The following is a 14,623-nucleotide window of genomic DNA, read 5'->3' as shown; positions in this document are numbered from 1 at the left end:
AATCTAAAGCGGTTGAACAAGTTAATGCTGAGCCATTTATCACATTACAATTCCTTTATATCACATTATTACAATATTAATTTTTTTGATCGATGTATGCCTATAGTCCCTAACCAAATGATGGTTAGTTGCCACATATATTTAGAAAGTTAATAACTTAATAAACCGTCTCCACCAAAAGGGAGGGCACTGAAAAAGTCTATACATGAAAGATGACGCTTAAGAAACAGAGCGTCATCACCCTGTCATAGATCCAAGTTCACTCACAAAGTTTCGTAAGCTGAGACTAAAGAATATGGACATCCTTGACCTATTGAACAATCAAACAGTGGAAATCGCAATTGAAAAAGAAATCATCAAGTCCAGCGCAATCATTGTGGATGCCACTCACACGAAATCTCGATATAATCAACTTTCACCCACTGAAACATTAAGAAATCGATCTAAGAATCTTCGAAAAGCCGTTTATCAAATCGATGAAACAATGAAACAAATCTTTCCAACCAAACCTCAGACCGACAATCTTGAAGATGAAATTGCCTATTCACAAGAGCTCGTTAAAGTAATTGAAAATCAGGAGAACTTACAAGCCCATCCCAAAGTAAAAGAACAGCTAAATTTCTTAAATGAAGTCATCTTAGATGACCTTGAACACCTTCAACAATCTGCAGACCCGGATGCAAAAATAGGTCACAAAACAGCTGATACTTCATTTTTTGGATACAAAACACACTTAGCGATGAGTGAAGAGAGAATTATCACCGCAGCTGTTATTACCACTGGTGAAAAAAATGATGGGAAACAACTTCAGACATTAATTGAAAAGAGTAAATCTGCGGGCATGAAAGTGACTACGGTAATTGGTGACGCGGCTTATTCTGAAAAAGAAAATATCACTTATAGTGAAATGAATAAAATCCGGCTCGTTTCAAAATTAAATCCAATGGTTACCTATGGATCACGTAAAAAAGAAGACGAATTTGCTTTTAATAAAGATGCAGGTATGTACGTATGTCCTCAAGGACATATGGCAATTAGAATAGCTAGAACCGGCAAAAAGAATCAAAAGAAAAATCAGAAACATACTTATTACTTTGATGTTGAGATCTGTAAAGGTTGCCCTCTTAGAGAGGGGTGTTACACAGAAGGAGCGAAAAGCAAAACCTACTCAGTAACATTAAAGTCACCAGCCCATGCGCATCAAATTGCTTTCCAGGAAACTGAATTTTTCAAAGCGAAGGCAAAAGAACGCTACAAAATAGAGGCAAAAAATAGTGAGATCAAACATGGACACGGGTATGATGTAGCACATACCGGAGGTCTATTAGGCATGGAGTTACAGGGAGCCATGACCATATTCGTCGTCAATCTCAAAAGAATTATGAAGTTAATCGGGTGATGAACCCCTTGTTTCTTCATAAAAACGAATGAAACCCCGCGTTTAATTCCATAAAAATGGAATTAAACGCGGGGTTTTTGGGCTAAGAGAAAACCCTTTTAATATTAGTACTAGTTTTTCAGTGCACTCGAATAATCCAGTGGATTTTTCTTATAGCTGCGCTGTGCTTGCCAGCTCTTCTAGACTTAAGTCTTCATCTTAGGATCAAACGCATCCCGCAACCCATCCCCCAGCAAATTAAACCCGAGCACAACCAGCATGATAGCAAGACCCGGAAAAACCAGCGTCCATGGTGCCTGTACAAGCAGCGCTCTTGAAGCGGAGAGCATGGCTCCCCATTCCGGCTGCGGAGCCCGTGCCCCAAGACTGAGGAAGCCAAGTGCGGCTGCTTCTAAAATGGCAGTGGCCACGGCTAATGAACCCTGGACAATGATCGGCGTCATCGAATTGGGCAGCACATGAGAGAATAGAATTCGTGAATCTTTCATTCCCACAGCCCGTGCCGCCATAATATATTCTTCTTCTTTTACGCTCAGCACCCTGGAGCGGATCAATCTTCCGAAATTCGGAATATTTATGATGGCGATTGCGATCAATGCATTTCGCAAGTTTGGTCCTAAAATTGCTACAACGGCGATGGCAAGAAGAATACTGGGAAACGCAAGGAGAATATCAAATAATCTTGAAATAATCGTATCCACCCATTTCCCGTAATAGCCTGCCAGAATACCAAGCAGGCTGCCAACCACAGCTGACCCTACTACAGCTAAAAAGCCGACTGTTAGAGACAGCCTTGCGCCATGAATGACTCTTGAAAAAACATCGCGCCCAAAGTCATCAGTCCCAAACCAGAATTCAGACGATGGAGGCTGAAGTCTGATTGACAGATTTTGTTCATCTATTCCCTGAGGTGCAATCCAGGGAGATGTAATAGCAAGAATAATAAAAAACGAGACGATACTTAAGCCTGCCAGTGCAATTTTATTTCTTTTAAATTTCCTCCATCCCTCTTTCCAGGGTGAAAGGGTTTCTTCCTGCTGTTCTTCCCACTCTTGTTCCGGAAGTTTTGCCGGTTCTGCCATGTTCTCACTCCTCTATTAAACAGTTCTTCTCAGCTGTATCGTATTCTTGGATCGATAATCGAATACAGAATATCCACAATCAGGTTGATCATGACAAAGATAAATGCCACAACAAGAATGCCTGATTGAATCACCGGGTAATCTCGGGAGGAAATCGCTTCATAAATATACCGTCCAATACCCGGGAGACCGAATATCGTTTCTGTTAAAATAGCTCCTCCAAGCAGCAGGCCTGTTTGAAGACCGATCACAGTCAATACAGGAATCACAGCATTTTTCAAAGAATGTTTGTAGACAACCCAGAACATTTTTTCACCCTTTGCCCTGGCAGTCCGAATGTAATCTGATTTCATCACTTCAAGCATGCTTGAACGGGTCATCCTGGCAATGATCGCCATAGGAATCGTTGCAAGCGCCACTCCCGGCATTATCAAATGACGCAGCACGACGAGTGTCTGATCAAAGCGTCCTTGAATAATCGTATCTAGAATATATAAATTCGTTATGGCATTAACTGGATCGCGAACATTTTCCCGTCCTGTCGTCGGAAACCAGTCCCACTGAAGAGAAAACTGATATTGCATCATCAGTCCCAGCCAAAAAATAGGAATGGAAACACCAACTAACGCCAGAATCATGGCCGCGTAATCAAACCAGGAATTTTGAAACCAGGCAGAAATAATTCCCGCGTTTACTCCAACGAACACGGCAATCACAATGGCAAACAAAGAAAGTTCAAATGTGGCAGCTAAATACGGCCAGATCTCCTCGTTCACAGGCGTCCGTGTCCGCAGAGAATTTCCAAGATCCCCTGTGGCCAGATTTTTCAGGTATTCAAAATACTGTATGTACCATGGATTATTTAAACCTAATGTTTCCCGTAAAGCAGCAACCGCGTCCTCAGTTGCCTGCTGACCCAATATCACGATAGCCGGGTCTCCTGGTATAGCATGGATGATTAAAAAAACAATAAATGTCATTCCGAGAAGCACCGGAATCAATTGCAATAGCCTTCTAACAATATATTGGAGCACCTTCTTCACCCCTGTTTCATAATCTGCTGTTCGATTTTCATGTAAAAAGGGAAGGCGAATGTCCACCTTCCCCCAGAGTCACACTGATTTATTCAAAATAGACATCCATTAAATTATCTGATCCTGTCGGATGAGCAACAAAATCTTTTAATGTCGAGCTTCCAGCCATTAGAGGCGTAGAGTGTGCAAGCGGAACCCATGGTGCATCTTCATGGATAATTTCCTGCGCATCCATATACAGTTGATTACGTGCTTCTTCGTCTACTTCAGACTGCGCTTCAATTAACAGATCATGCAGCTCCTGATTTTCATAATACGTGTAGTTATTGCTTCCGATATTGTCCTGATCAAGTAATACATAAAGGAAATTATCTGCGTCTCCATTATCGCCTGTCCAGCCTAATAGGAACGCGTCTGCTTCACCCATACGTGCTTTTTCAAGATACGTTGCCCATTCGTAGTTCACGATTTCAGCCGTGATTCCTACATCTGCCAGATTATTTTGAATGGCCTCAGCCACTTTTTGTCCATCCGGCATATAAGGGCGCGGTACCGGCATTGCCCATAAATCCATTTCAAAACCGTCTCCCAATCCAGCTTCTTCAAGCAGCTGCTTAGCTTTTTCAGGATCATATTCATAGCCTTCAATGTCATCATTATATCCAGCGATAACAGGCGGCATTGCATTTTTCGCTACCTCTGCGCGGCCTTCAAAAAACGCATCGACAATTGCTTGTCGGTCAATTGCATGATTCATTGCCTGACGTACTTTTGGATCATCAAACGGTTCACGTGTAGTCGTTAAACCAAGGTATCCGACATTCATAGAAGGGCGTTCAAACAATTGAAGATCTGCATTTTCCTCGATCATGGCGGCATCACTTGGATTCACACCGTCTGCAAGATCGATTTCATTGCTTTGCAGTGCATTCAAACGTGCTGAGTTTTCAGGTATGGAACGGAAAATAATTTCGTTTAATTTAGGCAAACCTTCCTGCCAGTAGTCTTCGTTTTTCTCAAGAACGATTCTGTCGTTTCGTCTCCATTCCACAAACTTAAATGGTCCGGTACCAACAGGGCTTTCATTAAAACCCTCGTCTCCCATTTCATCTAACGCTTTAGGGCTTGCGATCCCAAACGGACTCATCGCAAGATTTTTCAGGAATGGCGCCTGCGGACGTTTAAGCTTAATTTCAACCGTCATGTCATCTGCAGCTGTGACGGATTCAATAACATGGCCTTCGTCGTCACCAAAGCCGCCAAACATTGATTTGTAGTAGTAAAACTTGTCTTCTGTACCTGACGCCCATCGTTCAAAGTTATAAACAACGGCATCCGCGTTAAAGGCTTCACCATCATGGAAAGTCACGCCTTCCTGAAGTGTAAAAGTATAGGTCAGTCCATCTTCTGAAACATCCCATTCAGCTGCCAGACCCGGGTTAATTTCCGTATCCTCACGGCCAAATTCGATCAGGGTTTCAAACACATTTTTTGTTACTTTAAACGACTCGCCGTCTGTCACCGTGATCGGATCCAGACCGACTGAGTCACCTCCGCGGCCAAAAATAAGTGTGTCCTGACTGCTGCTTTCTCCTGAATCATTGCCTGATTCTCCGCCGGTGTCTTCTCCTTCATCACTGGCGCAACCAAACAAAGCTGTTGAAACTGTTAGTAAAAGCACAAAAAACAATAACCACGTTTTCTTATTCATACTACCCCTCCAACCATCTCTTTATTTTGACTCGTTGTCTGTTTCTCCTTTGAATAAAGGTGACAAGCAACGTAATGTCCTTCTTCATGTTCCAGCAGCTGCGGTACAAGCTTTTCACAAATATCCATTTTAAATGGACATCTTGTGTGAAAGGTGCAGCCTGAAGGCGGATTAGACGGGCTCGGTATATCTCCCTCTAACACAACGGATTTCTTTTCATAAAGCGGATCGGGTATTGGAACAGCAGACAACAGCGCCTGTGTGTAAGGATGCAGCGGATTGTCGTACAGTTTTTCACTGGACGTGATTTCTGCCATTTTCCCTAAATACATAACACCTACCCGGTCGCTGATATGCCGCACTACCCCCAAATCATGAGCGATGACAATGTACGTTAGTCCAAAATCCTTTTGAAGATCCTGCATCAGATTCAGCACCTGTGATTGGATGGAAACGTCGAGTGCTGATACAGGCTCGTCCGCAATGATTAATTTTGGTCTTGTCATCAGAGCCCTTGCGATGCCGATCCGCTGCCGCTGCCCTCCACTAAACTGGTGAGGATAACGCTTTGCATGGTAACTGCTTAATCCCACTGTTTCCAACAGTTCTCTTACCCGCTTCTTTCTTTCTGCGGGGGTGCCGATCCCATGTACTTTTAATGGTTCTTCTAGTATTTTTTCTACTGTATGTCTCGGATTGAGTGATGCAAATGGATCCTGAAAAACCATCTGCATCTCCCTTCTCATTTTTCTCAGCTCATTATTTGACAGGCTGGTGACTTCTTTTCCTTCAAAAAACACTTTGCCTTCTGTCGGCTCAATCAGTCTCAGCAGCATACGGCCGGTAGTGGATTTGCCGCAGCCTGACTCTCCCACAATGCCTAATGTTTCGCCCTTATGTACCGTAAAAGAAACATCCTCCACCGCTTTAACCATTCCGACTGTTCTTCCGAGCATTCCGCCTCTTACAGGGAAATGCTTTTTTAAATTCTCAACTTGTAACAGTGGTTCTCTGGTTGTCATCCCTCTTGGCCTCCTTGCTGTCGTATAAGAAGCATCTTGTAGAGCGTCCCTCACCTGTGTCATAGAGCGGAGGGTCCTCCTGTGTGCATCGCTCAAAGGCAAAATCACATCTCGCAGCAAAACGGCATCCTTTTTTAATGGAACCCGGTCTTGGAACATTGCCGGGGATGGAATAAAGACGCTGCTTTTTAAAGCGCATATCAGGTACCGACTGTATCAGTCCTTTTGTGTAGGGATGCTGCGGATTTTTAAAGATATCCACTGCCAGCCCGTTCTCCACAATTTTTCCTGCATACATAACCACAACGCGTTCACATGTTTCCGCTACTACCCCGAGGTCGTGGGTGATCAGCATAATTGCAGTATTAAGCTCCTCATTAATGTTTTTCATCAGCTTCAAAATCTGCGCCTGAATCGTTACATCAAGAGCTGTTGTCGGTTCATCCGCAATTAAAAGCTTCGGCTCACAAACAAGTGCCATTGCGATCATTACCCGCTGCCTCATTCCGCCTGACAGCTGGTGCGGATAATCATTCATCAGCTCTTCCGCTCTTGGCAGTCCGACAAGCTTTAACATGTCTACCGCTCTTTGTTTTGCTTGTTTTTTATTGCCTTTTTTATGTATTAAGGTTGCATCCATTAATTGATTTCCTATGGTGAACAGCGGATTTAATGAGGTCATCGGCTCCTGAAAAATCATCGCCACTTCACTGCCGCGAATATTCCTCATTCTTTTTTCTGAGGCCGTGGTCAGTTCTTCCCCGTTAAGTTTAATTTGGCCCCCGGTAATTTTGCCGGGCGGTTTTGGAATCAGGCCCATGACAGATAGCGAAGTCACGCTTTTCCCGCAGCCGGATTCACCGACAATTCCGAGCACTTCTCCCTCCCTTACATAAAAATCTATACCGTCCACTGCCGGTATTTCTCCCTCGTCCGTAAAAAACGAAACATGGAGGTCTTCAACTTGAAGTACAGGTTCCTTCTTCATCCCACTCCTCCTCGGAATATTTTTTTAATATACTTTATTTTCAGAATTTTTATAATCTTAATTATACGATGTCATAAAATTATTTCAATAGCAACCTAATATTTTTAATTGCCCATCTAAAAGACGTAGCAACACCGGATAGTTTAAATTATTTCTAAAAATCAATAATATTTTTCTGCCGTTGGTCATTCCGAATGAGAACCACTGTCATGACCTCTCTCCAGGGCTTTATCCCGCACCTAAAGTATGAACAGTCCTTCTAAACTATTCTTGAAACTGTTAAAATAGCATTTATTAACCTTAAACGAACTAACAGAACTGAGGTGATAACGTTGGAGAATGATCAAGAAACACCGGAGAGAAGAAGAGAACGAATGAGACAGGAGGAATTAAAGAGAAACCCATCTGGCAGCATACATGGCTCCGGACTTGCAGATTTGGTTGGCAGTTTAGGCTGGAAAGGCACTGGTGTGCTCATCCTTTTAATTCTCGCGGGGATCATTGCAGCAGCTGTCTTTTTTTAAGCCTCGCCATCGTCCCGGCAGCTAAGCATCTGCATGGCAAATAAATTTTTTAGACGCAAAAAAGCAGGGATGGATATTGTTTATCTCCATCCCTGCCTTACACATTATTTTACTTTCATTAACCGCAGCGAATTAAGCACCACAATCAGTGTTGCTCCCATATCTGCAAAAATGGCCATCCACAGTGTCAGCCATCCCGGAATAATCAGAAGAAGTGCAAGCACTTTCAAGCCTAAAGCAAAGGCAATATTCTGCTTAATAATTTTCAGCGTCTTTCTGCTTAAACTGATCGTTTCAGGCAGCTGGTGAAGATCGTCTGCCATCAGCGCAATATCAGCTGTCTCAAGCGCTGCATCCGTTCCTGCGCCTCCCATTGCGATGCCTACGTCTGCCATGGCAAGAGCAGGTGCATCATTAATCCCGTCCCCCACCATCGCTACTTTACCATCATTTCGCTGAATTCTTTTTATAATTTCAAGCTTATGCTCGGGCATGAGCTCCGCTTCAATTTGCTGGATACCGATTTCTTTTCCTATAGAAGAAGCGGAAAGTGCGTGGTCTCCAGTCAGCATCACCGTTTTCTTAATGCCTGCCTGGTAAAGTTTTTGAACAATCGACCTGCTTTCCTCCCGAATCGTATCCGAAGCAGCGATGATGCCAAGAACTTGTTCACCCTGCCCCATCAGCATGACGGTAGAACCACTTTTTCTAAATTCATCTACGGTATCTTTCATTTCTTCTGTCAGATTAGTCTTGTCATCTGCGCGGCTGATCCAATAAACTTTTCCGTCGATTACGCCCTGAACGCCTTTACCGGTAATGGACTCAAACTGATCTGCCTCTGCTAAAGGATGATCTTTTGCTGCTTGAACAATGGCCCTTCCAAGAGGATGCTGGGAGTAGCGTTCGATTGCTCCTGCATACGATAGAAGCTCAGAGGAATCCATTGAAGAAAATGTCCGGACATCCCTAACCTCCGGAGTTCCTTTTGTAAGGGTTCCGGTCTTATCAAATGCAACAGCTGTGATTTTACCGGCCGTTTCCAGGTGAACTCCGCCCTTGATTAATACTCCTCTTTTGGCTGCATGACCAATTGCCGTGACGATCGCTACAGGAGTGGATATGACAAGTGCGCAAGGACAGCCGACCACCAGAACAGCAAGTCCTCTGTAGATCCATTCGTCCCAAAGTCCGTTGGCTGCTAATGGCGGCACAACAGCCACAAGCAAAGCAATCATCATAATGGCTGGTGTATAATATTTTGCGAAACGGTCCACAAAAGCCTGGGAAGGAGCTTTTTCAGCCTGCGCCTCTTCAACTAAATGAATAATTTTCGCAAGCGTCGTGTCTTCTGCCCATTTTGTAATCCGAACCCTTAGTGCCCCTTCTTCGTTGAGTGTGCCGGCAAATACTTCATCTCCCTCTTCTTTTTTCACCGCCACTGATTCACCAGTAATCGCTGATTGATTGACAAAAGAAGAGCCATTATCAACCACACCGTCCAGCGGGATTTTCTGACCGGGCCGAATTACAATAACCTCCCCGATTTCTACTTCTTCCACCGGAACTAATCGTTCTTCTCCATCCCTCAAAACTGCTGCCTGCTGCGGGGCAATATCCATCAGGGATCGAATGGAATTTCTTGCTTTATCCATCGAAAATCGTTCAAGCACTTCACTGACAGCAAACAGGAAAACCACAACGGCTCCTTCTCCCCATTCCCCGATTACTGCTGCGCCTATAATCGCAATGGTCATGAGGGTTTTCATGTCAAATTCTAACTTAAACAGGTTTGTCAGCCCGGTGAGCAGCAAGCGCCAGCCTCCAATTACAATCGACAGGGCAAATAATAGAACAGCCCCGATGCTTTCTTCACCGCTTAAAAGCAAAACAAACCAGCCGCTAAGTAAAAAAGGCAGTGAAAAAATCATCGATTGCACTTCTTTGTTTTTCCAAAAAGGAGCAGGCGGTGCTGCCTTTTCATGTTCATGCCTTACTTTTATGCCATCAAAAGCGCCGGCTTGTTCAAGCTCCATAACACTTGCTTCGCCTTCCACCATAAGCTTTGAAGCGCCAAAATTAAGCTGAACATCCTGTACGGAAGGCAGCTCACGAATATTTTTTTCGAATTTCGCAGCGCAATTTGCACAGCTTAATCCTTCCAGCCGATAATGCTGCCGCATAACGTCTCACCCCTCCTGTGAATGAATCAATGCTATTGAAACAAGCTGGTGAACATGCTCATCTTCAAGCGAATAAAACACCATTTTTCCTTTTTTGCGGTACTTCGCTAATCCCATATTACGCAGAAGCCTCAGATGATGTGAGGCTGTAGCGGTGGTGGAGCCGATGATCGCAGCTACATCACAAACGCAAAGCTCCTCTTCTAATGTCAGCGCATACGCAATTTTTAAGCGTGTTGCATCTGAAAGCGCCTTGAAAAGAAGCTCAACACCTTCCACTTCTCCTACTCTCGGTTTAATAGTTTCTATTTTCTCTTCATCATAGACGAATACTTCGCACGAATCTTCAACAGTTTTATTTATCCTATTCATATCTTCACCCACTTCATTCAAACATTCGTTTGATTGTTTACTTATAGTTTATGCTTCTCTACTAAATTGGTCAATTATATTGTTCATTTTATTTTTGTATTATTTCCCTTACAGAGCGAAGGATTTTGTCGATTAAGCGATTATTTCCCCACATTATTCGGGGGTTATGGATTGTCAGACACATGTAAATGATTTATACTAATCACTATATTTAGTAATGTTATCTAAATTAAACACAATATATAGTACATTCCATATGAATAGATGCCTATTTCGGCTTAAAAGGGAATCAGGTGAAAAACCTGAACTGTCCCCGCAACTGTAAGTGCTGAAAGTGTCTGATAATCCACTGTGACTTTATCATGGGAAGGATCAGCTACTGTTTGAAGCATGAGTCAGGAGACCTGTCTATTCAGTAACGTGCTATCTTCTTCGGGAGCTGAGAAGGTAGGATGAGGAACTATGACAGGGTGAACTGCCCTTTTATATTCACATCCTGCCTCCGCTCCCAAGAGTGGATTTTTTTATGTTCAAAATGGACGGAGGATGCATAATGACAACGATTGAAGCGACAAATTATCACGATTTACACAATTGGCAGACTGGGGAGCTTGTCGAGTATTTCAACAGTACAGTGAAGGAATTTTCTTCACTTGACCCTGACCACGCTGCAGCGAAAATCAGACAGCAGCTTGAAAGCAAGCCTGATTATTCTCTTCATCAGGCAACGGGACTGATGATCCTTGCTGCTCTTGACCAAATTTCTATTGAAGAGCCCGACTGGACCTATGTGGCAGCCCGCCTTTATTTAGACCGCTTATATGATCAGGCTGCGAAATCAAGAGGGTATGAATCCTCAAAGCGGTATGGCTCATTCAATGATCTGATTACTTCATTAACAGACAAAGGACTCTATTCTGATCAGCTCTTGAATGAATACAGCCGGGAGGAAATTAAAGAAATAGGTTCTTTTATCAACCCGTCTAAAGATCTTTTGTTTACATACATCGGCCTCGTCACGCTGTCGGACAGGTATCTAACAAAGTCACGGAATAAAGAGGTAGTTGAGCTTCCACAGGAACGGTTCATGATCATTGCCATGACACTCATGAAAGACGAACCGAAAGAAAAACGGCTAGCCCTGATTAAAGAAGCCTACTGGGCGTTATCTAATTTGTACATGACAGTTGCCACTCCTACATTATCAAATGCAGGTAAGAGCTATGGCCAGCTCTCAAGCTGCTTTATCGATACGGTTGAAGACGACCTGCGAAGCATCTACGATTCCAACACTGATGTGGCAACACTTAGTAAAAACGGTGGCGGGCTGGGAGTGTATCTTGGAAAAATACGATCCCGCGGAAGTGATATAAAAGGGTTTAAAGGAACTTCTTCAGGAGTCATTCCATGGATGAAGCAATTGAATAACACAGCAGTCAGCGTGGATCAGCTCGGGCAGCGAAAAGGAGCTGTCGCGGTTTACCTTGACGTGTGGCACAAAGATATTTTTTCATTTCTGGATGTACGGCTGAATAACGGAGATGAGCGATTGCGTACGCATGATTTATTTACAGGCGTCTGCATTCCGGATTTATTTATGGAGGCTGTGGAAAGCCGGGAAGACTGGCATCTTTTTGATCCACATGAAGTAAAAAGTGTGATGGGCTTTTCGCTTGAAGACTACTGGGATGAGCAAAAAGGAGCCGGGAGCTTCCGGGAGAGGTACAAAGAGTGTACAGAAAACCCTGTTCTTTCACGACGCACAGTTCCCGCTATTGATATTATGAAATCCATTATGATCTCGCAGCTTGAGACCGGCACTCCTTATATGTTCTACCGTGATACGGTTAACCGCATGAATCCCAACCCGCATGAAGGAATGATCTATTGCAGTAATCTATGTACAGAAATCATGCAGAATATGAGCGCAACAACCGTTACAGAAGAGTTTGTAAGGGACGGATCGATTATTACCGTAAAAAAACCGGGTGATTTTGTCGTATGCAACTTATCCTCTGTTTCACTTGCGCGGGCAGTATTAGGGGACGTACTGGAGCGTTTGATTCCAATCCAGGTGCGCATGCTTGATAATGTGATTGACCAAAACACGCTGCCTGTCCCTCAGGCTCTTCTGACCAATCACAAATACCGGAGCATTGGACTTGGCACATTTGGCTGGCATCATCTTCTGGCACGCAAAGGCATTCGCTGGGAAAGTGAAGAAGCAGTGAAATACTGCGAGGAACTTTATGAACACATCGCTTATTTAACCGTAAAAGCAAGTATGGAGCTGTCTAAGGAAAAAGGAGCTTATCCGGTTTTTAAAGGCTCAGATTGGCAGACAGGTGAGTACTTTGATAAGCGGGCCTATACAGGAGAACGCTGGACAAACCTTAAAAATAGCATAAAAGAATCTGGCGTCCGAAATGCTTACATGATGGCTGTGGCACCTAATTCGTCCACCTCTATTATTGCAGGGTCCACAGCAAGTATTGATCCTATTTTTAGAAAGCAGTATTCCGAAGAGAAAAAAGACTACCGCATTCCTGTAACAGCACCGGATCTCGGACCGGATACTACCTGGTACTATCAATCTGTTTATTTGATTGACCAGCACTGGAGCATTCGCCAGAACGCGAAGCGACAGCGCCATATTGACCAGGCTGTGTCCTTTAACTTATATGTTCGAAATGACATTAAAGCCAAAGAGCTGCTGGATCTGCATCTACACGCATTTAACGCCGGCTTAAAGACCACCTATTATGTCCGCTCTACTTCAGATACGGATTCAATCGAAGACTGTGAAAGCTGCTCAAGCTAAGGAGGAATAATGTATGACTGTACTACAAAAAAGAACGTTAACGGATTCGGATGCACCAAACCGTTCAACAGGCTTAATCAACGGCAAAAGTTCAAACATTTTAAACTGGGATGACGTCCGCTATTCATGGGCCTATCCTAAATATAAAACGATGCTCTCTAACTTTTGGACACCCTTTGAAATCAATATGGGAAACGACATTAAACAGTTCCCCGGACTTACTGAGGCAGAGCAAACTGCCTTTTTAAAGATCATTGGACTGCTTGCCCTTCTTGACAGCATTCAATCGGATTATGCAGGAAAAGTGGCTGATTACCTGACAGATTCTTCTTTGAATGCCCTGATGATTATGCTTGCGCAGCAGGAAGTGATTCACAATCACTCCTACTCCTACGTTTTGTCGAGCCTGGTTTCACAGCAGCAGCAAAATGAAGTATTTGATTACTGGAGAACAGAGCCAACCCTGCAGGAACGAAATGACTTTGTCACCAACGGCTATAAAGCTTTTGCTGAAGAACCAACCGTCCGTCATTTTGCACAATCCATCGTGTACGATGTTATTTTAGAAGGACTGTTCTTTTACTCGGGCTTCGCTTTTTTCTACAATCTTGCCCGAAATCAAAAAATGGTTTCCACTTCAACCATGATTAACTACATTAACCGGGACGAACAGATTCACGTTGGTCTCTTTGAAAAAATTTACAAAGAACTGCTGAATGAGCATCCTGAAATAAATACAGATGCTCACCACGAATTCGTTATCAGCACGTTTAGAAAAGGAGCAGAACTCGAAATTGCATGGGGCAGGGAAGTTATCGGAAATCAATTTGACGGCATTACCATGTCTGAGCTTGAGCAATATATTCAGTATATGGCAAACAAGCGCTGCAACCAGCTGGGACACGGCCGCGACGTCTTCCCGGATGCACCCGTGAAAAACCCGCTGCGCTGGATCATTGCCTATCAGGAAGTCGATCAAGGCAAAACGGATTTCTTTGAACAAAAATCCAGACAATATACCAAAACCTCTGATGCGAACGGATTTGATGATTTATAGAGGATAAGAATGATGGAACATAAGTTGAAAATGTTAGATAATAGAGGAAGTATATATCATTCGTTTGAGGTGAACGAAGCGGAAGGTCGCGACTCCCTGCAGGGGATGATGGCAAGCTGAGTCTTGACAAGGCACGGCCAGCCCCCGTCCCTGCGAATGCGTCCGCCTGAAGCGAGTGAACCAGTCAATGAGCCTGAGACACATGTGTCTCAGGCTCATTTTTTGTTTCGTCTTTCATCCATCAGCATTTTTTCAATTCGGTCAAGCTGATCATTATGTTCCGTTCTCCTTCTCCTTGACTCCCTTAAAAAGGATACAAAAAAGAACATGGTTCCCGCGAAGAAAATCAGTATAAGGATTAGAAAAATAACATCTCCTGTAATTATACTCAATGACCTTCCTCTCCTTTAGCTAATAGGGTAACAGCAGA

The 14,623-nt window shown here is 43.6% G+C and carries 11 protein-coding genes, 1 pseudogene and 1 riboswitch; of the genes and pseudogenes, 4 read left to right on the top strand and 8 right to left on the bottom strand.

All coding sequences use genetic code 11. From position 1 onward, the window contains the following. Positions 1-244: 244 nt before the first annotated feature. Positions 245-1,399: pseudogene (locus ACQCT8_RS11160) on the top strand (transposase); the annotation flags it as partial. A 185-nt stretch (positions 1,400-1,584) separates the two neighbouring features. Here the strand turns inward: ACQCT8_RS11160 and ACQCT8_RS11155 are convergent. From ACQCT8_RS11155 to ACQCT8_RS11135, 5 genes are all read right to left on the bottom strand, one after another. Further along, a complete protein-coding gene (locus ACQCT8_RS11155; RefSeq protein ID WP_426871115.1) occupies positions 1,585-2,481 on the bottom strand; it encodes an ABC transporter permease in 897 nt (298 codons plus the stop codon). Positions 2,482-2,510: 29 nt separating this feature from the next. Beyond that, positions 2,511-3,515: an ABC transporter permease gene (locus ACQCT8_RS11150; protein WP_426871113.1), complete on the bottom strand. Its 1,005-nt coding sequence runs from the start codon at positions 3,513-3,515 to the stop codon at positions 2,511-2,513. Between the two features lie 88 nt (positions 3,516-3,603). Next, positions 3,604-5,226 (bottom strand): ABC transporter substrate-binding protein, encoded by a 1,623-nt coding sequence (locus ACQCT8_RS11145; RefSeq protein WP_426871111.1) that lies wholly within the window; start codon positions 5,224-5,226, stop codon positions 3,604-3,606. Continuing rightward, a complete protein-coding gene (locus ACQCT8_RS11140; protein ID WP_426871109.1) occupies positions 5,223-6,248 on the bottom strand; it encodes an ABC transporter ATP-binding protein in 1,026 nt (341 codons plus the stop codon). Before ACQCT8_RS11140 ends, ACQCT8_RS11145 begins: the two co-directional genes overlap by 4 nt. Further along, positions 6,217-7,236 carry an ABC transporter ATP-binding protein gene (locus ACQCT8_RS11135; RefSeq protein ID WP_426871107.1) on the bottom strand — a complete coding sequence of 340 codons (1,020 nt, stop codon included), beginning with the start codon at positions 7,234-7,236 and terminating at the stop codon, positions 6,217-6,219. Before ACQCT8_RS11135 ends, ACQCT8_RS11140 begins: the two co-directional genes overlap by 32 nt. A 332-nt stretch (positions 7,237-7,568) precedes the next feature. Here ACQCT8_RS11135 and ACQCT8_RS11130 point away from each other — a divergent pair, with 332 nt between their 5' ends. Further along, a complete protein-coding gene (locus tag ACQCT8_RS11130; RefSeq protein ID WP_426871105.1) occupies positions 7,569-7,760 on the top strand; it encodes a DUF6366 family protein in 192 nt (63 codons plus the stop codon). A gap of 104 nt (positions 7,761-7,864) precedes the next feature. On the opposite strand, the gene ACQCT8_RS11125 is transcribed toward ACQCT8_RS11130, so the two are convergent. After that, positions 7,865-9,943 (bottom strand): heavy metal translocating P-type ATPase, encoded by a 2,079-nt coding sequence (locus ACQCT8_RS11125; protein WP_426871103.1) that lies wholly within the window; start codon positions 9,941-9,943, stop codon positions 7,865-7,867. A gap of 6 nt (positions 9,944-9,949) precedes the next feature. Beyond that, a complete protein-coding gene (locus tag ACQCT8_RS11120) occupies positions 9,950-10,315 on the bottom strand; it encodes an ArsR/SmtB family transcription factor (protein WP_426871101.1) in 366 nt (121 codons plus the stop codon). Positions 10,316-10,560: 245 nt separating this feature from the next. Continuing rightward, positions 10,561-10,741, top strand: a riboswitch (cobalamin riboswitch). A 127-nt stretch (positions 10,742-10,868) separates the two neighbouring features. On the opposite strand from ACQCT8_RS11120, the gene ACQCT8_RS11115 reads away from it, so the two are divergent. Continuing rightward, complete coding sequence (locus ACQCT8_RS11115) at positions 10,869-13,136, top strand: ribonucleoside-diphosphate reductase subunit alpha (protein WP_426871099.1); 2,268 nt, start codon at positions 10,869-10,871, stop codon at positions 13,134-13,136. 13 nt (positions 13,137-13,149) lie between these two features. Further along, complete coding sequence (locus tag ACQCT8_RS11110; protein WP_426871097.1) at positions 13,150-14,193, top strand: ribonucleotide-diphosphate reductase subunit beta; 1,044 nt, start codon at positions 13,150-13,152, stop codon at positions 14,191-14,193. A gap of 215 nt (positions 14,194-14,408) precedes the next feature. Here the strand turns inward: ACQCT8_RS11110 and ACQCT8_RS11105 are convergent, their stop codons facing one another. Further along, a complete protein-coding gene (locus tag ACQCT8_RS11105; protein ID WP_426871095.1) occupies positions 14,409-14,585 on the bottom strand; it encodes a hypothetical protein in 177 nt (58 codons plus the stop codon). Between the last annotated feature and the right edge of the window lie 38 nt (positions 14,586-14,623).

This window comes from Jeotgalibacillus proteolyticus (assembly GCF_050107735.1).
Taxonomy (GTDB): Bacteria; Bacillota; Bacilli; order Bacillales; family Jeotgalibacillaceae; genus Jeotgalibacillus; species Jeotgalibacillus proteolyticus_A.
Note: the sequence above shows the minus strand (reverse complement) of the source record. Positions and strands in the feature narration are given on the sequence as shown.

Excerpts from the sequence above, each read along its gene's own strand:
- ACQCT8_RS11110 (WP_426871097.1), top strand. The coding sequence starts at position 13,150 with ATGACTGTACTACAAAAAAGAACGTTAACGGATTCGGATGCACCAAAC.
- ACQCT8_RS11155 (WP_426871115.1), bottom strand. The coding sequence starts at position 2,481 with ATGGCAGAACCGGCAAAACTTCCGGAACAAGAGTGGGAAGAACAGCAG.
- ACQCT8_RS11145 (WP_426871111.1), bottom strand. The coding sequence starts at position 5,226 with ATGAATAAGAAAACGTGGTTATTGTTTTTTGTGCTTTTACTAACAGTT.
- ACQCT8_RS11135 (WP_426871107.1), bottom strand. The coding sequence starts at position 7,236 with ATGAAGAAGGAACCTGTACTTCAAGTTGAAGACCTCCATGTTTCGTTT.
- ACQCT8_RS11140 (WP_426871109.1), bottom strand. The coding sequence starts at position 6,248 with ATGACAACCAGAGAACCACTGTTACAAGTTGAGAATTTAAAAAAGCAT.
- ACQCT8_RS11115 (WP_426871099.1), top strand. The coding sequence starts at position 10,869 with ATGACAACGATTGAAGCGACAAATTATCACGATTTACACAATTGGCAG.
- ACQCT8_RS11120 (WP_426871101.1), bottom strand. The coding sequence starts at position 10,315 with ATGAATAGGATAAATAAAACTGTTGAAGATTCGTGCGAAGTATTCGTC.
- ACQCT8_RS11125 (WP_426871103.1), bottom strand. The coding sequence starts at position 9,943 with ATGCGGCAGCATTATCGGCTGGAAGGATTAAGCTGTGCAAATTGCGCT.